This is a genomic window from Flavobacterium sediminilitoris, assembly GCF_023008245.1.
GTDB lineage: Bacteria > Bacteroidota > Bacteroidia > Flavobacteriales > Flavobacteriaceae > Flavobacterium > Flavobacterium sediminilitoris.
Window position 1 is genome coordinate 2,202,545 of sequence record NZ_CP090145.1, and the last position, 21,038, is coordinate 2,223,582.

Sequence of the window (21,038 nt, forward strand, 5' to 3'; positions counted from 1 at the left end):
GTGTAAATTTGCAACCTCAATTTTTTGACAACGATTTCATTGATTGAGTTACATTATGGAAAACAAAAAGAAAGTAGCCTTTTATACCTTAGGCTGTAAATTAAACTTCTCAGAAACTTCAACCATTGCAAGGAGTTTTCAAAATGAAGGTTTTGAACGTGTAGACTTTGAAGAAGTAGCCGATATGTATGTTATTAATACATGCTCAGTTACAGAAAATGCAGACAAACAATTCAAACAAATTGTAAAAAAAGCGATGAAGCTAAATGACAAAGCTTTCGTTGCAGCAGTAGGATGCTACGCACAATTAAAGCCAGAAGAATTAGCTGCGGTTGATGGAGTAGATTTAGTTTTAGGAGCAACTGAAAAATTTAAAATTACCGATTACATAAATGATTTGGTAAAAAATGACATGGGAGAAGTGCACTCTTGTGAGATTGAAGATGCCGATTTCTACGTAGGAAGTTATTCTATAGGAGATAGAACACGTGCTTTCTTAAAAGTACAAGATGGTTGCGATTATAAATGTACATATTGTACAATTCCTTTAGCTCGTGGAATTTCGAGAAGTGATACTATGGAAGGCGTTTTAAAAAATGCAAAAGAAATTTCAGCCAAAGGAATTAAAGAAATAGTGCTTACAGGTGTAAATATAGGAGATTATGGAAAAGGAGAATTTGGTAATAAAAAACACGAACATACATTCTTAGATTTAGTTACCGAATTGGATAAAGTAGAAGGAATTGAACGTTTGCGAATTTCATCAATTGAGCCAAATTTATTAAAAAATGAAACCATAGATTTAGTTTCAAAATCAAGAGCATTTGTGCCTCATTTTCATATTCCATTGCAAAGTGGAAGCAATGATATTCTTAAAAAAATGAAACGTCGCTATATGCGCGAATTATATATAGATAGAGTAGCAAAAATAAGAGAAGTAATGCCACATGCATGTATAGGAGTAGATGTAATTGTTGGTTTTCCTGGCGAAACAGACGAGCACTTCTTAGAAACCTATAATTTTTTAAACGAACTTAATATTTCTTATCTACACGTTTTTACTTATTCAGAAAGAGATAATACAGAAGCAGCTACAATGGAAGGAGTTGTACCAATGAATGTACGTTCAAAAAGAAGCAAAATGCTACGCGGATTATCTGTTAAAAAACGAAGAGCCTTTTATGAGAATCAAATAGGAACAAACAGAACCGTTTTATTTGAAAGTGAAAACAAAGAAGGATATATTCACGGATTTACTGAAAATTATGTAAAAGTAAAAACACCTTGGAATCCAGAATTAGTGAATACATTACATGATATTTATTTAACAAAAATAGATGAAGATGGGATGGTTCGTTTTGACTTTGTAAACGTAGAAGTATAAAAAAAATCATATATCACAAAAAAGTCTGCTAAATTATTTAGCAGACTTTTTTGTATAAATTATACTTTGAAAATAAACTGTACAAACTTGTATTCTTTTTAAATCTTAACCTTGAGTTTAACTAATTCATTAAACTTTTCCATGTTACTGATTCTCAATTCTAAGTTTTCAATAGTTTTTAAAAATGGTTCCAATTGTTTCTCTTGAAATTCAATTTTTTCTTTCAAGTTTTTAATAATATCATCTTTCAACATTATGCTTTCTCTTAAAGAAGCATAATTTTCAGATAAATATTCCTCATTAGGTTCTTGTAACTTGTTTGTAATTGATTCATTACTATATAGCAACATGTTTCCTTTTCCAGTGACTAACCAATGAATGTTTATATCGGGAAAATGTTTTGAAATATCCAATAAGATTTCAAGAGAAGGCTTATTTTTAGGATCTCTTAATCGATTTAATTTACTCGAACTATCATAGCCTAAGCCATTTAACGCAAAAACATTTACATTTTTAAATCCTTGATGTTCAATTATTTGTACTAATCTCTTGAAAAAAGTTTGCATTTTCATTAAAATAAATTTGTTTAATCAAAACTTGTTTGTATATTAGCTACATCAAAACGAGTTAAAAGCTACTAGAAAACGAATTGATATGGAGAGCTAATATAGTAAAAAAATACTATAGATGGTATAATTATGTCTTGAAATTGAATAGTAAATGCAATCATTTTTCTAAAGAATTAATAGTAAATGACTTCTGAAAAAAAACAAACAAAGATCTTCTTATTGAAGAATAGTAGTAGAATATTAAAATAACTTTTAATATAAAAGGATAATATGCATAAAATCAGAATGTTAAAATAGGTATTTAATCGATAATATTATCCAGTTGTTCTTGTTTTGAAAGAGAATGAAAGAAATAAACTAAGTTAGAACACTTTAAATGAAAATTTAGAAGCCGAAAAATAAAAATATTTAAACTAGCATTTAATATAAGATAATGAAATGCTTAAAAATGAAATTATGTACACAAATCACGAAATAGGAAAAATATTGCACGAAGCAACAACAATAGATGACTTTTTGCATATTCAAATAGAGATACTAGAAAACGTAGAAGGATATTTGAAACAATTCACATCAGACTATTTTAACTTTATAGGAGTATTTTGTATGGAAGCGGTGCCAAAGCTATTATTAGAAATGATAGACCAAATGGAAAAACTAGCATCATTTCATTTTTTAACCATGTTATTTTATGATTTTGAAATGTTCTATAAAAATGGAGGTGCTTTATATTTTAAAAATAGTGTAGCTTCAATTGAAGAAAAATTAAGTAATACAGTAAAATTTTAATTATACTGAAATAGTTTTCCTTTTCGAAAGAAGTTAGAATGATAAAAATAAAATCATGATAAAGCCATCCGAGAAAGAAATAATTGTGAAATACTTAGGAAAGCAACCTAGCAGATCTATAATTCCTGTATTAAATAAAAAACGGATTTTTAATGCTAGAGGAAAATCATTTTCTCCAAAATCGATACAAGACATAATAAACGGTAAAACTGAAAATTTCAAAGTAGAAACACAAATAGTAAAAATAGTTGAAGCTGCTCAGAAAATCGAAAATGATATTGAAAGCCTTAAACAAGAAGTCTTTAATAAAAAGTTTTTATAATTAAGTTTCTTCAATATTTAGACAATTAATGATTGTTTTCAAGGATGTTTTCGTTTGTCCAAGATTTCATAGAAGTTAAAATTGGCTCAAGCGATTTCCCTTTTTCTGTCAAACTATATTCTACTTTTGGAGGAATTACAGGATATGATTTTCTAATAATAACACCAAGTTGTTCTAAATCCTTCAATTGCTGTGATAACATTTTCTGACTAATTCCTTTTATTCCTTTATCTAATTCATTAAAGCGCATCACATCATTAATAAGTAGTAACCAAATAATAACAGGTTTCCATTTTCCACCTATTTGCTCCATAAAAATAGTTATAGGACATTCTTTAGCAACTAAATAATTTTCTTCAATTTTTTTTCTATAAATTTCCATAGTAAGAATAATATTCCGAGTTAAAAGTCAGTTACTTACCAAATGGTAAGTACTTGTTTCAAAGTTAGTAATAATATAGCTTTGCTCAAAAATAAATATAAAAATGAGTAAAATAATTGTTATTACAGGAGGAACAAGTGGAATAGGGCTAGCTTGTGCAAAATATTTAGTAAACAATAATTATCAAGTAATTATTACAGGTAGAAACGAGATGAATTTGAAATTAGCCATAGAAGAGCTGGGAGTAAATGCCTTCGGTTATAAATCAGATGCAAGTTCATTAAAAGAAATAGATCATTTAGTAAATCAAATTAAAGAGAACCATGGTATAATTGATGGATTGTTTGTAAATGCAGGAATTTTTAAATCATTTAGTTTTGAAGATACAAACGAAGCACTATTTGATGAAACAATGAATATTAATTTTAAAGGTGCTTTTTTTACAGTACAGAAGTTTATTCCCATTTTAAGAAATCCATCAAGTGTTGTTCTTAACACTTCAATAGCTGTTTTTAAAACATTTGTAAATACAAGTGTGTATACAGCAAGTAAAGCGGCTTTAGAATCAGTCTCTAAAGTATTAAATATAGAACTTGCGCCAAAAGGAATAAGAGTTAACGTAATTAGTCCAGGTGTAACAGAAACTCCTATTCAGAAAAAATCAGGAATGACAGATGAAGCGATTGATGGTTTATTACAACATTTTTCTAAAACATCTCCAATAGGTAGAATTGTGCAACCTACAGATATTGCTCCCATATTAGAATTTTTAGTTTCAGATCGTTCTTTAGTTTTAAGAAATGAAAAAATTGTTATTGATGGAGGTTCAACACTTTTTTAAAATAATAAAATAAATTATACAAGAGAACTAAGATTTCAAATTAGTTCTCTTGTGTAATTTTAGTTAAATAGGTTTCACAGGAATACAAAAATCGACAATAAATTTTCCATATTTTGGTTCTTCCGGATATGTTTCAAAATAAGGTTTGTCATCAGGTAAATAACCACTATTTGGGAACCATTGTCCATAAATCCAATCCCATGCTTTTTGAAATTCATGTTCGGTAATTTTAAAACGACAAATTACATATTTTGCAGTTTCAATTTCCATTTTACCTATTTCTCCATCTACTTTTGTGTCAGGAGAAACCGTAATGCACAAGCTCATTCTAAGATTATCACTAAGTGCAACATTCGGATTATCATGATACAATACTAGATATTTAAAATCTTTTCCACCTAATAATCCTCTTGCTCCAGCCCATGAAAATAATTTGTTTCTATGGTTTTGATACAGTTCTTGATCTCCGTTATACGGACCCAAATTTCTAATATAAGCAACGGTCATTTTAGGAAGTTCTTTTATTTCTACGCTTTTGTTTATTTCCATATTTGTCCTCCATTTAATTGTTTTTGAATCAGGACAAAAGTATATCTTGAACTTGTCTTTAGGTTGTTCTATATTGCTTTCTATTTGATTTATATTGCTATTTTGAAGTTTTTCATTTTTGTATTGAGATGCTGAAGTATTAAAATAAGCTTTAAAGTTTCTTGAAAAAATTGAAATATCAGAAAATCCACATTTTAACGCAATTTCTGTGATACTCTCCTTTGGATTTGCTAAAATTAAGGATGCAGATTTTTCGAGTCGAAGACGCAAAATAAATTGAAAAGGAGTTTCTCCTACTACAGAGTGAAAAATTCTATTAAAATGAAATTTAGAGAAATTTGCAATAGAAGCAAGTTCGTCTAAAGTAATTGTCTTTTCAAGATTCAATTCAATATAGTCAAATATCTTATTGACTCTTGAAATGTATTCAGCATTTTGTTGCTTTAGATTATTCATTGGCTTATTGCTAATAATCCAAATTTAAGCTAAAAGTGTTTAAAGGCTAATCTAAAAGTTTATTTTCTTTTAAATAGTAAGAGAAAGAATTAAGTGTTAAATAAAAACTAAGTGAAATAAAAAAGCCTACACATTTCTATGTAAGCTTTTCAAATTGTATTTTATTGATATATTATTTCTGTTTAACAAGATTATCAGGTACAACTTCCCAAGTGTTGCATCTAAGTCTCCTTTTAAAAGTATTAAAAAGATCATTTTTGCTAAAATCTTGATTTGGAAAATACTCTTTTAAAGTAGTAGTTAAAGCTTGCTTTATTTCGTCATCAAGATGATCAATTATTCCTTCAATTTTTACTGTAGTCATGTTATTCTTTTTTTAAAATTAAGTGTTTGTATGTCAAATATAAGGAATATAAAATGGTTATAGATTTAATTATAGTTTTATTATGATAACTTTTTATTTGAAGTTAAACTTATTCTAGAATAATTAATTGTAGAATTTCTTTTTAATTGTGATATTTAATATAATGGTGTTAAAACTTTATATTTAACTGTAAACTTTACTAAAGATCATATCTTTTTCATGTTTTTGAGTCGTTCTATTAATGACTATTAAATTTAAATACAAGTGTTTGTTTTAACTCAAAAAAAGACATACCTCTTTTAAATCACTTTAAAAGAGGTTGTGCAAACCACTATTGTTAGTAACAAGATTTATTTATTAGAGCTGTAAGATTGAATAATTTTATATAAGATGGGCTGAGCACCAACATTATTTACATAAAAATTGTCGAGCACATATTTTTTAAATGTTTTCTTAAAAATTAATGAAGGTAAAATATCTAAGTATTTATCCCATCTACAATGATTGATAATCGAGTATTTAGCAGTTTTATTATCTAAAGGAAGTAATAATGTTGAGTTATCCAAATTTGTTTCTTTTTCAAACCAACCTGCAGTATATTCCCATACACTTAGGTTTTGTTCTATATTTAATGCAGAGAAATAATTGAAAAGGAACACACCCTTTTTTTTATGATTAACATTGTGAATCCTTCTAATATTCAACGCAGGTGTAATGACTGTAAAATTAGAGATTTCTTGTATGTTGTCTATCATTAATTTAAAAGTGACATTGTTTTTTATTTCATCATATATTTTTTCTGAATGCATTTCAATCAATATTACAAAGTCAAATTTTGCTAAATGTATTTTACTACTATTTTCTTGAACATATTTACCTATTCCAGGAGGAATCATGGTTGCCTGAAAAAGACTAATTTCATTGATTCCTTTTATTTTTCCTAAATCGCTACACCAAGTTTTACAATTTGCAATTAGTTTTTTCTTTTTTGAACTAGTTGTTATAAAAAACGGGGTTGCTTTTTCATCAATTTCAGCTGCAATATGAATGTAATTTGATGTTGAAGGTGTTATTAAAGAAACCTTCTTATAATTTAGATGTTTATTAACCAACTTTATATTTAAGTCTTTAGTCATTTTGTTATTTTTTAAAGTTATGATTACAAAATTCTATATTAACTATTGTAATTCATTTAACAAATGATAAAAACGTTATTTAATAGCTCTTATTCTGCTTAAGGAAACCTGAGTAATGCCTAAATAATTAGCTAAATCTCCTAAACTGATTCTTTCTAATAATTTTGGATTTTGAGCTCTAAAATTAGAATATCTTTTTGTTGCATCCTCTTCTAAAATCTCACTAATCCGCTTCATCATGTTTAGGTTTGCTATTGTCATAAATTTTCGAAAAAATGTTTCTAATCTATGATGTTTAAGACAGAGTTGTTCAAATTCAAGAAAAGAAAAAGAGTAGTACTCCGTATCTTCAATAGCAACTATTTCATATTTGGAATGTTTTTTATGGACGTAGCTTTCAATATCTGCGAATAAGATATTTTCTTCAAAAAAACGCATTATAAATTCTTTGCCATTTCCATTAAAGCAAAGTTTAACAATTCCCTTCTTTATAAAAAAAAGTTCTTTCGAGTGGGAATTACTATCGGCTAAATATTCGTTTTTTTTTACACTTTTTGTTTTTAATATTGAATTTAAGTCGGCTGATGAAATCTCATCTAGTGTAGATATTTTATTACAAAATTCAATAAGTTCATTCATATATTATCTATCTTGTTGCTAATGTGGTTGTGTATGATTAGTGGCATGTTTTTAAGTATTAAAGTTAGTAAATAAAATACAGATAAAAAGTTCAAGAAGGCCTTCGTAAGAAAGTTAAAACTAGCCATTAATTATGTACGGTTTTTATTTCGTCCATTTATATTGTTCCATTATTTCATTCAATATGGCCTTTATTGGTCATCAACTTTCATGTAAAGTCTCCAATCTAGAATCAGCAATAGGCTTTCCGTTTCGTAAAGATTCTATAACATCTTTTGGTACTTTTGTCATTTTCATTTTCCAACTATGAACAGCCATACAATAAGGGCTATTATCTTCATAACTTACTGTCATTTTACAATTTGACCTTTTAAAAAAAACTAAACTAGATTTTCCAAGAAACAAATCAAATGATTGATTATAAGCTTTGTATATGGATGGAGAAATAGCAAGTATTTTATCTAAAGCTTTTTTAATAATTCCTTAGATTCTTCTGGTGCTGTTTTTGTCGTGTGTTTTGTGAATTTCATTCATAATTATTTTTTTAAGCTTGTGTATAATGGTTGGTATAACTGACAGTTATCGGCTTTAAATTACTTAATCTTTTGGTTTTGAATTAGCGTTAGTAATTCCGATTAGGTTCGGATATAGTCGAATCTGCCGTAATTACGATTATACATTGTTGTAGTACGCTTTTTCTATTTGGTCAAAGTATAAGTAGTAATGACTAAACCATCACCACTACCACTTGAAACAGAATGGAGTTTTAACCCAGTTGAAATTAATGAATTTATGTGTTTATTAATCGTCAGCAGATTGATGGTTAAATCTTTTGGTGATAGTTTTTCTAAATCAACTTTCTCTATTTTACCATCTGGGTAAATGGTTGTCATTCTACTGTCCCACGGTCCATTTATTCCTTCTGTTATGCGAACGGTAGTGAGTTTATTCTCAATTTGATCATTTTGTGAGAATCCATAAGCAAAAATTGATAGTATTCCAATAAAAGAAAGTATCATTAGTGGTCTTGCTAGTTTTTTCATGTTTAGGTAAGGTTATGATTGTTTTCAAATGTTTGCCAACGTCAGTTAGTCTAAAAACCTTCGGATGTATTATATATTTATTTAAAATTAAAGTAAAAATAGCTGATTTAAGCTACATAAGAAAACTTTTTTAGATGTAATGTTTTCGTCTTTACAAAAAAATAAATCTCGTTTAAATCACGTAAAAAAGGTTGTTTTTACTAATTATTAAAAAAATTAGTCGTAGAGAGGTGTTGTGCAACAGTTACGATTGTTAATAACAGTTATATTAAAAAATAAATCAACTTTACGTTCAACTCTTTTAGGTCTTCTAAATTGGATTAAAAAGGGAGGGATTTCTTGTCATTACAATTAAAGTAGCTAATTCTGTTTTATTTAAATCATTCAGATCTTTTTTTAAAATAAAATTTAGCGGCTGCTTTTATACCAATTTAATTGTAAAGAAAACCATAATTTTTCAATATTCAATTCAACTGCTCAATTGAAGTAGTTTTACTTTCTAATTTGAAGGCTAAAGAATAATCTGGTTTTAAAATCTTCTAAAATATTTTGTTTTTTGAGTATTTGATAAATAATAAATTAGCCACTCAAGTGCTTATAGGATTGTTATTTTGTGCATGAACAATTGAATTAGTTAGATAATTGATTACTCCGATATCTAGAGAGTTATAAGTACTCTTGTTATATAACTTATAAAATTCGACTGTGAGTTTTGAAGATTTTTTTATTTCTGTTGTAAATAATTTTAAATGATTCTTGTTGTAATAAATTTTCCAAAAATTTGATAAAATCAAGCACAGGCCACTGAGGTTAACTAGCTGTTATACACAGTTTATTTAATCCTTTCCCAACCGTTTAATGTTTTTCTATAGTAATAAAAATTATCTAATCCAGTTCCGCAATACAGAAAAGGTTTGTAATGATAATCTTCTATTACAGCAATTTTTGTTTTCGGGTTGTAAATAGGATAGGAGACATTATGTATATATTCATTATTAAATTTAGTACTCCACAACTTCTCCAAATCAATTGAATCGTTTTCTCTGAAAAATGAATCAAATTCTTTACAATCTATTACTCTTATGTTTTTTATATTATTAATTTTCCAATATTCTTTTGAGAATACAGGAATCGAAATTTTTCTAAATGGCATATTTACAATAGAGTCAGTTCCGAAATATGTGTGTTGATATTCGGGTTTTTTAAGAATTCTATTATTCAAATAAATTATAGAATGTGAATCGTATTGATTTAATTGTTCAAGAAAGTATGTATTTATTAATTCGTACGCATCTTCTTCAGAAAATTTAGAAATGTTTTTCCGCTTATTATCTTTACAGCTAAAAAGTAATAATAAAACAAATATGACTGTTAGTTTTTTCAAATTGTGTACAACTCTTAGTATACGAATATTTTTAAGCGTTTTTTGTTTAATTTATTTGATATTTAAAATGGTAATGCGTTAAAAAATATCATTTTATAAGTAGTATCAAATCTAATAAATATTTATAACATATTAAGGGATTAATAATTCTTTGAATAAATAGTATATCAGTCCGATTTTCTTATTAATTTTTGTTTTTTGTAATGCTTGTCTGGAAATTTGTTAATCTTGTTTGTATATTGACTATCGTATTGACCTTCAAATAAATATTCTTTTGGGTTGTATGTTCTGTAATATTCGCACAATTGTTTTAGTACATTTTGCAGTAAATTGACATATCTGTTTTTTTCTCTTTTGCTTTTTTTGTAGTAATGGTAATTAAAGTACTAGAGTTTAAAAAAAGAAAAAGGTTTTGATGTAAAAAAGATATAAATTAAAAAACCCTTATGTCTTTATTTAAAAGGATAAGGGTTTTTGTTTGTGACCTCGACAGGTTAGAAACATACTTATAAGAAGCGGAGTAGCAAGAGAAACAAGGGGTGAGTTGGTTTTTGTTGAGGTAACTCTGGGGGTAATTTGAGTAATTTGAGTAATTTGAGTGAAAAAATAATAACAATTTTTTCTTTTTTAATCTGGTAGAAGTGAAGTCTAATATAGACGATTTTAGCAATTAAAATTTTTACTTTAATACAAGTTAATAAATTACGATTTGATTCTCTTAAATTTATTGTTTAGCATATGAATATTGGCTTTGCTATTTATTTATATGTTATAAAAAAATAATAAAGGAAGGTAATTATGCTCTATTTATAGTTTATTATATGATTTGGTAATATTTATTTTTTTTAAAAATGTCTTACTTGTTGTATATGTAAGATTTGGTTGCTTTTGATATGAAATAATATGGTCGCCGAAAAAAAAATCGCTGTTAGTATATAGAGATATTGTATATTGATTTTATATGAGGTTATACTCTTATTTTAGATATAGATTACCTTTATTATTTAAAGAAGGAATTAAATTTTATAAAAAAAACAGGATATCTTAAAATTTGATACCCTGTTTCTTGTTATTTTTCAGACAATTAGTTTCTGCTTAGAAAGAATTAACTGTTCTAAAAATTCTTTGTTACTTGTTTTATTATGGACACGCCACTTTTCTAGATTCTTTTTAAATGCATTTTTTACAGCATACTTTTTTTTAGGATTATTTATAATAGCTAAATCTATGTATGCGTTCATTTTTTGCATTGTAATTAATTCTGCATATTTAGAGCTAGTAAATTCTACAAAATCTTTAGGAGTTAAGTTTTTTAGCATTATTATCTCTTCTATAGAAATATCTTCGTTGACTTCTATATTAAGCATTTGCGCTACCCAATAATTTAAAACATCAGTACTATTTTCCAATAAAGCTTTTAAGTTATACATATGCTTGTTAGCAAATTCAACACCAGCTCTTTTTGTTATTTTTAATTCTAACCGAAGAAAGAAAAATTTTTCAGATAGTTTATTGTAAACATTCTTAGAAATCTGGTTGTTATCGAACATTTTTTGTAAAACGTCATAGCAAATAACACCTATATTTTCTCCATTAAAATAAACACTACTGCAATTGTCGAAATGGCCATATTTTTTAAAATCTCTGTGACTACTTAGTTTTTGCAATAATAATTTATAATCTGAATCTATTTTAAATGTAATACCTAATTCTATTCGATAGATTTTGTATTGTAATAATTCTTCAAAATGAATGCCTAATATTTCTGATAAAATATTTAAACAGTCTAACAAACTTTCAGAATTAAAATCTTGCGTTGAATTAATGCCAAAATACCATTTTCTTAGACTATTTGTTATTCTTACTCTATAGAGTGTTTTAAAATGTAGAAATTCTAATCTTAGAAAAGCTTTTTTGGATTTCTCCTTTTTAGGGTAATTTTCTTTAGAATGATTTTCTTTATAAATTTTTAAAATTGCTCTAGTATGATTTTCGTGATGATGGTTATAGCTTTTAATAGATACTCTCTTAGAGTTTTTTTCTAATATTCCATCTAAATTTAATGGGCAACGATTATGAAAATCGTTGCCTATTCTAAGATTATCTAAGCCTACCATAATTTCTTCTATTTAATTTAGCTCTGTATTCTAGATAATCGTCTAATTCTGCCTTTAAAAACTTTCTACTTGTATATTTTCCTGTAGAATAAACTTTTAGACCATCTCTTATATAGCGTTCTAATGTAGTTGGGCTAATTTTGTAGATTTGGCAAACTTCGTTTTTAGTTAAATACTCTTTTTTAAGATTAAGTTCTTTAATTAACTCTTCTCTTAATTTTTGAATTTCTAATTTTAGAAACTCTTCATTTTGTTTTTGAATTGCTATGGCAAGAATAGATATTGCCATTTCCACTTTGGTTCTCTTTGAATTTTTCATCGTAATAAAAGTTTAAAATTTATATTAAGAGAAACTGTGTCGCGATACCGTTTTTCGGCGATTTTTAGTTAAAGTTTTGTTAAACTTTGTTAAAAAAACCTCCTTTTTGAGGGAGCTTTTGAAATGAAAAAGAATAAAATGTTTTAATCTCCCCAATATTCTTCGAAGTTACAAGTAGAATTTAAGTTTTCACAAATATACTTTTTTGATGTTTTAATTAGGTCTTCGCAGATTGCGTTAATTTCTTCTTTTTCGTTTGTATTTACGTCTTTTTTAAATTCTCTAACAAGATAGTTTTTGTTTTTTTCTTCATTTTGGTTTGTCTCTTGAAAATATACTATTGAAGTTATTTCTTTATTGGAATTAGAGTTGGATTTAATTAGTATTGTTATGTGGAAATATCCTTCTAGACTTAAATTATTTTTTAAGTAACCTTTTGTATAATAATCGTAAGGTAAATCGTTAGTATATTCTAAAATGCTTCTGTAACAATAATCTAAATCTGTTTTTAGCAACGGATAATTAGATTTAGTTCCTATTGTAACTAGGTCGTTGTTATCTTTATATTTATTTCGTATTCCTTGTTTAAGATGATTTTGAAATTCGCTACTATCTATTACCTTTTTTACTTCCTTAAAACTTAGATTATTTTCGTTAACAGTTAGCATTATTTTTTCCGATTCTTCATTTGCAATTATTGCTAAGTCTTTTTTTGCTTCTAATTTGTAAAACTCTTTTTCTTGATTTGTAATATTGGGAAATCTTACATTAATATATTCGTTATATGCTTCTGTAATTAGTTTATTTAAACTACCATCAACATATTCTTTGATTTGTTTAATTTCATTTGTTCTATTAGTAAAATTTAATTCTTCGTTTGTTTTGTTTGTAAAATTTAAACTTTCTCTTAATGGGCTTACAAATGCAATCAAACTTATTAGAAGAAATCCAACTATTGTAAAAATAATGAAGTAGTTTTTTTTTGTTTTTTCTTCATAGATAATAGGTTCTGTTTTATTTGTATCTTTTAAAGTGTTTGAATTTTGTTTGTAAAATTCGTGAATTGTACTATTTGGATTTTTTTCTTTCCAATTTTCGTAATAAGAACTGTTTTCTGTTGCCATTTGATGTTTTTTGAACAAATATAAGTAATTGTTACTTAAGTGCGGTATACATAAGTGCGGTAACCTTATGTGTGAATATTTAGGAATTTCACATTCATTATGAAACAAGAAGAAAACAAATATTTACCGCAAATAGAAAAGGTTGCAAAAAGATTTAAGCAGTTAAGAAAAGAAGCTGGTTATGAGAGTCAAGAAACCTTTGCTTTCGATAAAGAATTAAATAGAGTACAATATTGGAGAATAGAAAAAGGTAGCAACATTACATTAACTACCTTTTTTAAATTACTTGATGTTCATAACATTACACCAGAAGAATTCTTTAAAGACTTTTAATTAAAAATATTAATCTTATTTACAGAAGCCTCTAAAGAAATTGCAGAAGAATTGACGTAGGTCATTGTTTGTTTCATGTTACTATGTGTCATTAGTTTGGCAATATGGAATGGATTTACATTTTCGTCTGCTAATATTGTAGCAAAAGTATGTCTAGCCATGTGAAAAGTAATCTTTTTATCTATTTCGCAATACTCCGCAATTAATTTTAGATTACGATTAAGACATTCGTTTGTTCTCTTTGGAAAAACATATTCAGATTTATATTTTTTGTAACGCATCAAAATAAGTTTCGCTAAACGACTTAAAGGCATAACCAATTGTGCACCTGTTTTTTGGGTATCCATTTTAATATACTGCATATTAATTATGCTTGACCATTTAAGATTTTGTACATCGGAACAACGCATACCTGTATAACAAGAAAACAAAAACATATCTAAAGTTATACTTAGTCCAGTATTATTTTTATATCCTGTTAGATCTAGTTCTTTAATTTTTTTTAATTCTTGTTGTGTTATATGCTCGAACTTTTGTTTGCATTTTGGCATTTTGAAATCTTCATAAGGATTACTCTTTAAAAGATTTTGCTTAATTGCAAAGCGAATAAACGCTTTTAAGTTCTTGTGTCGGTTGAATAGTCCAGCATCAGATATTACGCTCTTATTCCTAAGAAAAGCGTCGAAATTTTCTATAAATCTTACGTCTATATCTTGGACTTTTAAATTTGGTCGATATTGTTCGATACGCTTTTTTAATAGTAAATAATGTTTTTGAGTTCCTAATGAAACCTCTTTAAATTTTCTTTTGCAAAATGTATCATATGCTACAAAGAAGTCATCTTTATCGTCTTTAGAATAAAATGCTTTTACTAAATCTGTAGATAGAGTAGTACTAATAGATTTTTGTTGTCTTAGAAAGTCTTTTAGCATTGCAACTTGACTATCTAAAAGACAATTAATTTGACTTGTTTTAGAGCCTTTTACAAGACCATCTTTTTTGTTCCAATTAGATTCTAATTCGTACTCTCCAGAAGTTAGTTTAATTGTTTTCTTATCTATAATTACTCGATAATGAATTGGACACAAACCGTCTTTTCTTTTTTTGTCGGTTCTTAGGATTGCTTTTACAGAAAAACTTTGATTCATAATTTTAATTTTTTTATTTGTACATACTTACTTAATAGCAGGCAGTCACATTTTCTTGAAGCAAAATTACGTTGTAAATTCTTACAAAAAAAGATAAGTATTTGATATTCATGTTTTTAAATTTATTTTTTAACATTTATTTAACGCTTTTTTTTGATAACATTTTGTGAATTATCTTACTAAAAAAGATAGAGATTCATTAAATTGTTGGCTTATTTTTTATTAAGAATGAAAATTGATTGGGAAAAAACAATAAAAATTGATTCTAGTTGGGTAGATAGACAATTAATGAGTCATTTTAAAAACAAAGATTTTAAAATAACTGTTAGAGGTTATACACCAAAAGTAACTGGTATAACATTTAAACCTGATGATTTAATTGATGAATTAAGCTATTTTCTGAAAGATTATGTGCATAGTGAATCTTCTAAAAAAACAGAATTAAAGTCTTTAAAAGCAAAGTTTGGAGAAGAAAGTGGAAGTAAAAGACTCGATGAATCTTTAAAAGATAAAGCTCTAGTTTTTTTTGGAGATAAAAACCCACAAACTGATGGCAAATATGGAGAATTATTACTGTTTGCATTAGTTGAAAGTATTTTAAAATGTAAAATGGTTGCCCATAAGATAAAATCTTTATCTAATAGTGTAGACCAAGTTAAAGGCGGAGATGGAATCTTTTTAGGATATTACGAAACAGAGGATGAAAATTTTACTAATGCTCTATTGATTGGTGAATCTAAAATAGAGCAAGGTTTTAGTAGTGCTGTAGATAATGCATTTGAATCGTTGTCTAGATTTTACAATTCTGAAGTGCAATCTGAAGTTAATACAATGGAGTTTATAGTTGCTAATGAAAATTTATTTATTGATGAAGATTCAACTGATATTGATTTTGAAGAAGTGTTTAATAGACTAACACCAGGAACAGATGAATTTAGGGATCAAGTATATGTACACCCTATTTTAATTATGTATAATACAGATAGGATTAATACTTTTGAAGAAAGAGCAACTTCTAAAGATAAATTAGAGGAGTTAATAAAAGATTTTATGGTTAATGAGGAAAAGAAATTTATAGAAAAAATTAAAGCTAAAGTTGATGAAAGTGATGCGATGAAAAAATGCTTTTTAGATTTCTTTATTTTTCCTTTTAACAATATAGATTCGTTTAGAGACGGAATGTATTATAAGATTCATAAAGCACCTTACAGAAAAAAAAGTGAATAAAAATTTAGAAAAAGTATATAATAATACATTTCTTAATGAGTCTATTGAAAAACTTGTTGTTAATGTATTTTATTCTAAAATAGGTAAAAAACCTATTTATAATTTTGAGAAAGTAGAATTAAGGAAATTAATTTGGCTCTCGTCTATTATTGCATTAAGTTATGATTTTAAACATCAAAAAAAAGCACAAGAAATTGCCATTTTACTTTTTTTAAATTTTGAAAATGATGTTGAAATTTTAAAAAGCTGTTATGTTTTATTTTCTAGAGTAGGGAATCTTACAGCTACAAAATTTTTAAAACCAATTTTTTCTAATGATAGCGATAATCCTTTAGAACAAATAGCAAATTTTAATGAAGACGTTTATTTAGAAAAAGAACTATTAAACAAGAGGGTTGAAAATTTAATTAAGATAAATGAAAATTATTACTTAGTTACAGATTTTCAGAGTAATCTTTTTAAAAATTTACTATCCTCTAATTATGTTTCTATATCTGCTCCAACATCATCTGGTAAGTCATTTATTATTAAAAAGTATATTGAAGAGCAATTCTATGAAAATGAAGAATATATTGTTTTCTATATAGTACCTTCTAGAGCATTAATTAACCAAGTTACAGAGGAGTTAAGATTAGATTTAAATAATGTAGAAATAAAAACAGCATACATAGAAGAAGAAACTGAAATTTCTAAAAAAGTAATTTATGTTATTACTCCTGAAAGGGCTATAAAAATAATTAATTCAGAGGAGGCTTTATTATTGCCTAATTTAATTTTTATAGATGAAATTCAAGGTGTTGAAGATGAATATGGTAGAGGAAATTTGTTTGAATATGTTTTTGAAGAATTTTCCAAAACTCTTCCGAAGACTAAAATTATTACTGCGGGACCAAACATTCTTAATCCTAACAAATTATATTCCGATTTATTTAACAAGGAAAGTGAAGTTGTATCTTCTGAATTATCTCCCGTTTTCCAATTAAAAACAATAATCAGTTTAGATGAAAATAGTTTAGGGTTTACTATTTATACATCAGAAAAAAGAACTTTTAAAGTTGAAAATGCTATTGAGATTAGTAGTATAAAAAAAATATTTAATTCTAATATCGGAAATGCTATCTCTTTAATATTATCTAATTTAATAAAAGACCCCAATTCAAGTAATTTAATTTATGCATATCGAGGTGATTATGCAGAAATATGGGCACTTAAATTTGCTAATGAACAAGTTGAACAAAATGAAATTGAACCTGAAATTAGAGATTTAATAAATTATTTAAAAGAAGATATACATCCAAAATATAATCTAATTTTATGTTTACAAAAAGGTATTGGTTTCCATCATGGGACATTACCAGAATTTGTTAGAAAGGAAATCGAAACATTATTTGAAAAAGGTCTAATAAAAACTTTATTTTGTACTTCTACTTTATTAGAAGGTGTTAATCTTCCTGCGGATAATTTATTTATTTTAAAACCTAATAAAGATAAAATACCGTTAAGTAATTTTGAATTTGGAAACCTAATTGGGAGGGCAGGTAGATTAAAAAATTCTCTTTATGGAAGTATTTTTTGTATAACTAGTGAAACTAATAGTTGGGCTGAGAATTATTATGAAGCAGATTATCACAAAGAAGTAGTAACTTCAATAACTAGAAATCTAAAAAACATTAATCTTGAAGATTTAGGTAGTTCGACCCTAAATATTGACGATGGGAAAATTAAAAATTTAGTAAATACATTAAGACATAAATATTTACATAATGAAGATAATTTAGTTAACTTTTTAACTAAAAAAGGTTTTTCTGAATCACAGATTAATAAAGCTGTTGAAATAATGAAAAACTCTTTTGAAGATTTTAAATTGCCACTAAGAGTTATAAAAAAGAATCCTTCTATTGACCCAATTTTACAAAATGAATTGTATAAAAAAATACAAAATGACGGAATAAAAAAATGGGTTATAAATGCAAAAAACAATTCTAATTTATTTGAAAAATATACAAGAGTTCGAGCAGTAGAAATTAATTATGAGAATAATAGTTTTTATTGGCAATTAGATTCTATTATTACTAGATTGAATGATATTTTTGGAATTACAGAGGAAATTTTTAGAAAGGATAGTATCTCTATATATCCATCTGGAATTTGTATAAATTCTATTAACTGGATACAAGGAAAGAGCATAAAAGAATTGATTATGTCTAGGATTGATTATATTTCTAGTGAAAGAGTACATGAAAATTTTAGAATTGATAGAAATGATGTTAGGGAAATTAATAAAGTTATAAAAGATGTTATAAAAATTAACTCTAAGATAATAACTTTTGTAATGTTAAAATATATAAAGTTACTTTCTGATATTTTAGAGGAGATTTTAAATGAAGAAGAAAAAGAATTATACAAACTTACTTTAGCATTGCCAATACATCTTGAACTTGGGACACAAGACAAGGTGACAATCAGATTAATTACAAGTGGAGTGCCTAGAACGATAGCTTTAAAAATTAATAAAATTTTTAGTAAAACAGAAGATGCTAAAAATGATATAGATGTTTTAGTTTGGATGAAAAATAAAGATTTTATAATTGGAATTGAGCCAATTTATAATAAGTATCTTTCTAGAAATAATTTTTTAAATCAAAACATTAATTTACAATAATAAATATTATCCTAGATAATTTTTAGAAACTAATAAAATGACACAATACCAAAAATTTCTTTCTAGCGATAATTTTAAACTTGCATTTGAAAGATTAAAAACTTCTGGAAGAAGTTTATACAAGACAATTTACTACGAAGATTTAAAATTATTTGAATTGTATCTTGATGACAATATAAACACCGTTATTAATAATATTAAACAAGATATTTATTTTCCTGAAAAATGTCATAAAATTTTTATTCCCAAAAAAGACAATTTTGTAAGACCTTTGTCTATGCTAAATTTTATTGATTTGTTGGTTTACCAATCATTAGTAAATATAATTGCCGACGTTTCTTACGATGTTATATCTCCTTATTATGACAAAATAATTTTTGGAAATGTTGTAAACCTATCCACAGCAAATAGTGAGGATAGAAAGTTTTTTTTTAAATCTTGGAAAAAGAAATGGAAGAGATTTAATGAAATTTCTAAGGAACATTTTGAAGATGGATATATATATTTAAGTGAATTTGATATTGCATCTTTTTTTGATACAATTGACCATAATATACTTTGTGAAATTTTAAAAAATATTTTTAAAATTGAAGAAGAAATTTTAGTCTTATTATCCAATTGTTTAGAAGCATGGACGGCAGATTCCAATCATAAAACATTTAAGAGTAAACACGGTATTCCGCAAGGTCCAATTAGTTCTCCTTTATTAGCAGACCTATATATGTTTTATTTAGATAGTGAAATAAAAAGAACTACAAAAAAGTTAGATTATAAATATCTAAGATATGTTGATGATATTAGAATTCTATCTAAAGATAAAATTACTTCCCAAAAATTAATTGCGGGTTTAGATTTAATATCTAGAGATATAGGTTTAATTCCACAAGGGAGTAAAATATTAATAAAAGAGGTTAAAGATATAGATGAAGAATTAAAAATTCAGAATAGTAAATTTTCTGACATTACAAAGGAATACAAAGAAGAAACCGAAGGAAAGGAAGCTAAAAAATTAAAAGCCAAAACGCATAAAAAATTAAAAAAAAGATTTTTAGAGTGTTTTGATAAAGCTTCTTCTGAACAATATTTAGATAAAACAGTAATTGGTTTTTCTTTATACAAACTTAATTTAGATGAAGAAATAAAGAAAAAGTTATTAGAAAATAGTAATTTAATTTTGACTCATTTTGAGGGGATTCTATTCTATTTTAAAAAACATTTTTCTAAAGATGCTGAAGTGTTAAACTTTATAAAGGAGATAATTACAAATGAGCATATTTTATTTAATCATCAAGTTGCATTATGTTTTAAATATTTTCCTGATTATCCTTTTGACGAGGAAATCTATAAAAAATATACATTTGAAAAACATAGGCATTGGTTAGTTAATTATTATATGGTTGCTTGGTTATCTAACAACAAAAAAACAGCTTTAATTCTTAGTGATAATTCTGAAAATTATTTTATACAAAGAGAGTTAAATTTCTATAAGTATTATACTTCTGATGATAATGTAACTAGAAAAATTATTGCTACTAAATTATTAGAAAATAAAAACCCAATGATTTCTTTACAAGGACTTAATTTATTGTTTGATAATCCATTTAATTTTATTGATTTTAAAGTAAATTCTGAGCAAAACCAATTTATTAGAGATATTTTTAACGACCAACCATCAGATATAATTTGTTTTACATTAAAAAACGAATGGGAAGTTGAAAACCCAGAGTCTTTTTTTAATAGAGGTTTTTGGTCAGACGACAAGGAATATGAAGAATTAAGAACATCTTTTTTACTTTTTATAAAAACAGTTAATAATGACCCATCTAAATCTTTATTAAACTTGAATAGTTTTAATAATTTAGTTTTTGATAAAATCTGTGAAAGGTTGTCAATAACAAAAAAAACAAAAGAATACGGTGTAAATTTAGATTCTAAAATTATAGATGATAAATTACCATTATGTAATACATATTGGATTGAAATTAATGAAAAGAGAAACCAAAAAACTGAAGCACACCCCTATGATAAACATGGTAACATTAGGATAAGAATTAATGTTTCAGAGTTTAAAGAATTATTTGAAAAGCAAAAATTAGCTATTAAAGAATTGTGTGAATTTAGGGGATTTTAAATTTAGGGGTAACAATGGGGGTAATAGAAATAACATTATTTGATAATATTATCTAATTAGATAAAATAAAAAAACCTCGGTAATCCCGAGGTTTTCTTGTCTTTAAAGACTCATTTTAT

General features: G+C 26.1%; 21 protein-coding genes. 8 read left to right on the forward strand and 13 right to left on the reverse strand.

What is annotated here, in order from left to right; all coding sequences use genetic code 11:
• Window positions 1–55 precede the first annotated feature (55 nt).
• Window positions 56–1,384 carry a tRNA (N(6)-L-threonylcarbamoyladenosine(37)-C(2))-methylthiotransferase MtaB gene (mtaB, locus tag LXD69_RS09875; RefSeq protein WP_246914982.1) on the forward strand — a complete coding sequence of 443 codons (1,329 nt, stop codon included), beginning with the start codon at window positions 56–58 and terminating at the stop codon, window positions 1,382–1,384.
• A gap of 98 nt (window positions 1,385–1,482) precedes the next feature.
• On the opposite strand, the gene LXD69_RS09880 is transcribed toward mtaB, so the two are convergent.
• Window positions 1,483–1,956 carry a hypothetical protein gene (locus tag LXD69_RS09880; RefSeq protein ID WP_246914985.1) on the reverse strand — a complete coding sequence of 158 codons (474 nt, stop codon included), beginning with the start codon at window positions 1,954–1,956 and terminating at the stop codon, window positions 1,483–1,485.
• 453 nt (window positions 1,957–2,409) lie between these two features.
• On the opposite strand from LXD69_RS09880, the gene LXD69_RS09885 reads away from it, so the two are divergent.
• Together LXD69_RS09885 and LXD69_RS09890 are read left to right on the forward strand one after the other, a co-directional pair.
• Window positions 2,410–2,742, forward strand: coding sequence for a hypothetical protein (locus LXD69_RS09885; protein ID WP_246914988.1), 333 nt, complete (start codon window positions 2,410–2,412; stop codon window positions 2,740–2,742).
• Window positions 2,743–2,797: 55 nt separating this feature from the next.
• Complete coding sequence (locus LXD69_RS09890; protein WP_045967966.1) at window positions 2,798–3,064, forward strand: hypothetical protein; 267 nt, start codon at window positions 2,798–2,800, stop codon at window positions 3,062–3,064.
• A 25-nt stretch (window positions 3,065–3,089) separates the two neighbouring features.
• Here LXD69_RS09890 and LXD69_RS09895 read toward each other — a convergent pair whose 3' ends face one another.
• The gene (locus LXD69_RS09895) at window positions 3,090–3,446 is read right to left on the reverse strand and encodes a winged helix-turn-helix transcriptional regulator (protein WP_045967968.1); all 357 of its coding nucleotides are present in this window, start codon (window positions 3,444–3,446) and stop codon (window positions 3,090–3,092) included.
• A 103-nt stretch (window positions 3,447–3,549) separates the two neighbouring features.
• Between LXD69_RS09895 and LXD69_RS09900 the strand changes: the two genes are divergently transcribed.
• The gene (locus tag LXD69_RS09900) at window positions 3,550–4,287 is read left to right on the forward strand and encodes an SDR family oxidoreductase (RefSeq protein ID WP_246914992.1); all 738 of its coding nucleotides are present in this window, start codon (window positions 3,550–3,552) and stop codon (window positions 4,285–4,287) included.
• A gap of 63 nt (window positions 4,288–4,350) precedes the next feature.
• Here LXD69_RS09900 and LXD69_RS09905 read toward each other — a convergent pair whose 3' ends face one another.
• The 10 genes from LXD69_RS09905 to LXD69_RS09950 form a co-directional block, all read right to left on the reverse strand.
• A complete protein-coding gene (locus LXD69_RS09905; protein ID WP_246914996.1) occupies window positions 4,351–5,292 on the reverse strand; it encodes an AraC family transcriptional regulator in 942 nt (313 codons plus the stop codon).
• A gap of 172 nt (window positions 5,293–5,464) precedes the next feature.
• Entirely contained in the window at window positions 5,465–5,656 is a 192-nt protein-coding gene (locus LXD69_RS09910) for a hypothetical protein (RefSeq protein WP_045967974.1), read from the reverse strand.
• 350 nt (window positions 5,657–6,006) lie between these two features.
• Complete coding sequence (locus LXD69_RS09915) at window positions 6,007–6,792, reverse strand: hypothetical protein (RefSeq protein WP_246914999.1); 786 nt, start codon at window positions 6,790–6,792, stop codon at window positions 6,007–6,009.
• 75 nt (window positions 6,793–6,867) lie between these two features.
• Window positions 6,868–7,431 carry a Crp/Fnr family transcriptional regulator gene (locus LXD69_RS09920; RefSeq protein WP_246915002.1) on the reverse strand — a complete coding sequence of 188 codons (564 nt, stop codon included), beginning with the start codon at window positions 7,429–7,431 and terminating at the stop codon, window positions 6,868–6,870.
• A gap of 201 nt (window positions 7,432–7,632) precedes the next feature.
• Window positions 7,633–7,785 (reverse strand): carboxymuconolactone decarboxylase family protein, encoded by a 153-nt coding sequence (locus LXD69_RS09925; RefSeq protein WP_246915005.1) that lies wholly within the window; start codon window positions 7,783–7,785, stop codon window positions 7,633–7,635.
• Between the two features lie 344 nt (window positions 7,786–8,129).
• The gene (locus tag LXD69_RS09930) at window positions 8,130–8,474 is read right to left on the reverse strand and encodes a hypothetical protein (protein WP_246915008.1); all 345 of its coding nucleotides are present in this window, start codon (window positions 8,472–8,474) and stop codon (window positions 8,130–8,132) included.
• 832 nt (window positions 8,475–9,306) lie between these two features.
• On the reverse strand, window positions 9,307–9,858 hold the full coding sequence (locus tag LXD69_RS09935) for a hypothetical protein (protein ID WP_246915011.1): 552 nt from the start codon (window positions 9,856–9,858) through the stop codon (window positions 9,307–9,309).
• Window positions 9,859–10,934: 1,076 nt separating this feature from the next.
• Window positions 10,935–11,975 (reverse strand): hypothetical protein, encoded by a 1,041-nt coding sequence (locus tag LXD69_RS09940; RefSeq protein ID WP_246915014.1) that lies wholly within the window; start codon window positions 11,973–11,975, stop codon window positions 10,935–10,937.
• Window positions 11,959–12,294: a helix-turn-helix domain-containing protein gene (locus LXD69_RS09945; protein WP_246915017.1), complete on the reverse strand. Its 336-nt coding sequence runs from the start codon at window positions 12,292–12,294 to the stop codon at window positions 11,959–11,961. The genes LXD69_RS09940 and LXD69_RS09945 overlap by 17 nt, the downstream gene beginning before the upstream one ends.
• 143 nt (window positions 12,295–12,437) lie before the next feature.
• A complete protein-coding gene (locus tag LXD69_RS09950) occupies window positions 12,438–13,418 on the reverse strand; it encodes a hypothetical protein (protein WP_246915020.1) in 981 nt (326 codons plus the stop codon).
• A gap of 99 nt (window positions 13,419–13,517) precedes the next feature.
• On the opposite strand from LXD69_RS09950, the gene LXD69_RS09955 reads away from it, so the two are divergent.
• Window positions 13,518–13,751: a helix-turn-helix domain-containing protein gene (locus LXD69_RS09955; RefSeq protein WP_246915023.1), complete on the forward strand. Its 234-nt coding sequence runs from the start codon at window positions 13,518–13,520 to the stop codon at window positions 13,749–13,751.
• On the opposite strand, the gene LXD69_RS09960 is transcribed toward LXD69_RS09955, so the two are convergent.
• Window positions 13,748–14,899 carry a site-specific integrase gene (locus tag LXD69_RS09960; protein WP_246915026.1) on the reverse strand — a complete coding sequence of 384 codons (1,152 nt, stop codon included), beginning with the start codon at window positions 14,897–14,899 and terminating at the stop codon, window positions 13,748–13,750. The two genes, LXD69_RS09955 and LXD69_RS09960, sit on opposite strands and share 4 nt — an antisense overlap.
• 228 nt (window positions 14,900–15,127) lie before the next feature.
• On the opposite strand from LXD69_RS09960, the gene LXD69_RS09965 reads away from it, so the two are divergent.
• Genes LXD69_RS09965 through LXD69_RS09975 form a run of 3 tightly spaced genes read left to right on the forward strand, consistent with a single transcriptional unit; the run spans window position 15,128 to window position 20,919 of the window.
• A complete protein-coding gene (locus tag LXD69_RS09965; RefSeq protein WP_246915029.1) occupies window positions 15,128–16,126 on the forward strand; it encodes a Hachiman antiphage defense system protein HamA in 999 nt (332 codons plus the stop codon).
• Entirely contained in the window at window positions 16,119–18,788 is a 2,670-nt protein-coding gene (locus LXD69_RS09970; protein WP_246915032.1) for a DEAD/DEAH box helicase, read from the forward strand. The genes LXD69_RS09965 and LXD69_RS09970 overlap by 8 nt, the downstream gene beginning before the upstream one ends.
• A gap of 37 nt (window positions 18,789–18,825) precedes the next feature.
• Window positions 18,826–20,919 (forward strand): RNA-directed DNA polymerase, encoded by a 2,094-nt coding sequence (locus LXD69_RS09975; protein ID WP_246915035.1) that lies wholly within the window; start codon window positions 18,826–18,828, stop codon window positions 20,917–20,919.
• Window positions 20,920–21,038: the final 119 nt, after the last annotated feature.

Excerpts from the sequence above, each read along its gene's own strand:
- mtaB (WP_246914982.1), top strand. The coding sequence starts at position 56 with ATGGAAAACAAAAAGAAAGTAGCCTTTTATACCTTAGGCTGTAAATTA.
- LXD69_RS09880 (WP_246914985.1), bottom strand. The coding sequence starts at position 1,956 with ATGAAAATGCAAACTTTTTTCAAGAGATTAGTACAAATAATTGAACAT.
- LXD69_RS09885 (WP_246914988.1), top strand. The coding sequence starts at position 2,410 with ATGTACACAAATCACGAAATAGGAAAAATATTGCACGAAGCAACAACA.
- LXD69_RS09890 (WP_045967966.1), top strand. The coding sequence starts at position 2,798 with ATGATAAAGCCATCCGAGAAAGAAATAATTGTGAAATACTTAGGAAAG.
- LXD69_RS09895 (WP_045967968.1), bottom strand. The coding sequence starts at position 3,446 with ATGGAAATTTATAGAAAAAAAATTGAAGAAAATTATTTAGTTGCTAAA.
- LXD69_RS09900 (WP_246914992.1), top strand. The coding sequence starts at position 3,550 with ATGAGTAAAATAATTGTTATTACAGGAGGAACAAGTGGAATAGGGCTA.
- LXD69_RS09905 (WP_246914996.1), bottom strand. The coding sequence starts at position 5,292 with ATGAATAATCTAAAGCAACAAAATGCTGAATACATTTCAAGAGTCAAT.
- LXD69_RS09910 (WP_045967974.1), bottom strand. The coding sequence starts at position 5,656 with ATGACTACAGTAAAAATTGAAGGAATAATTGATCATCTTGATGACGAA.
- LXD69_RS09915 (WP_246914999.1), bottom strand. The coding sequence starts at position 6,792 with ATGACTAAAGACTTAAATATAAAGTTGGTTAATAAACATCTAAATTAT.
- LXD69_RS09920 (WP_246915002.1), bottom strand. The coding sequence starts at position 7,431 with ATGAATGAACTTATTGAATTTTGTAATAAAATATCTACACTAGATGAG.
- LXD69_RS09925 (WP_246915005.1), bottom strand. The coding sequence starts at position 7,785 with ATGACAGTAAGTTATGAAGATAATAGCCCTTATTGTATGGCTGTTCAT.
- LXD69_RS09930 (WP_246915008.1), bottom strand. The coding sequence starts at position 8,474 with ATGAAAAAACTAGCAAGACCACTAATGATACTTTCTTTTATTGGAATA.
- LXD69_RS09940 (WP_246915014.1), bottom strand. The coding sequence starts at position 11,975 with ATGGTAGGCTTAGATAATCTTAGAATAGGCAACGATTTTCATAATCGT.
- LXD69_RS09945 (WP_246915017.1), bottom strand. The coding sequence starts at position 12,294 with ATGAAAAATTCAAAGAGAACCAAAGTGGAAATGGCAATATCTATTCTT.
- LXD69_RS09950 (WP_246915020.1), bottom strand. The coding sequence starts at position 13,418 with ATGGCAACAGAAAACAGTTCTTATTACGAAAATTGGAAAGAAAAAAAT.
- LXD69_RS09955 (WP_246915023.1), top strand. The coding sequence starts at position 13,518 with ATGAAACAAGAAGAAAACAAATATTTACCGCAAATAGAAAAGGTTGCA.
- LXD69_RS09960 (WP_246915026.1), bottom strand. The coding sequence starts at position 14,899 with ATGAATCAAAGTTTTTCTGTAAAAGCAATCCTAAGAACCGACAAAAAA.
- LXD69_RS09965 (WP_246915029.1), top strand. The coding sequence starts at position 15,128 with ATGAAAATTGATTGGGAAAAAACAATAAAAATTGATTCTAGTTGGGTA.
- LXD69_RS09975 (WP_246915035.1), top strand. The coding sequence starts at position 18,826 with ATGACACAATACCAAAAATTTCTTTCTAGCGATAATTTTAAACTTGCA.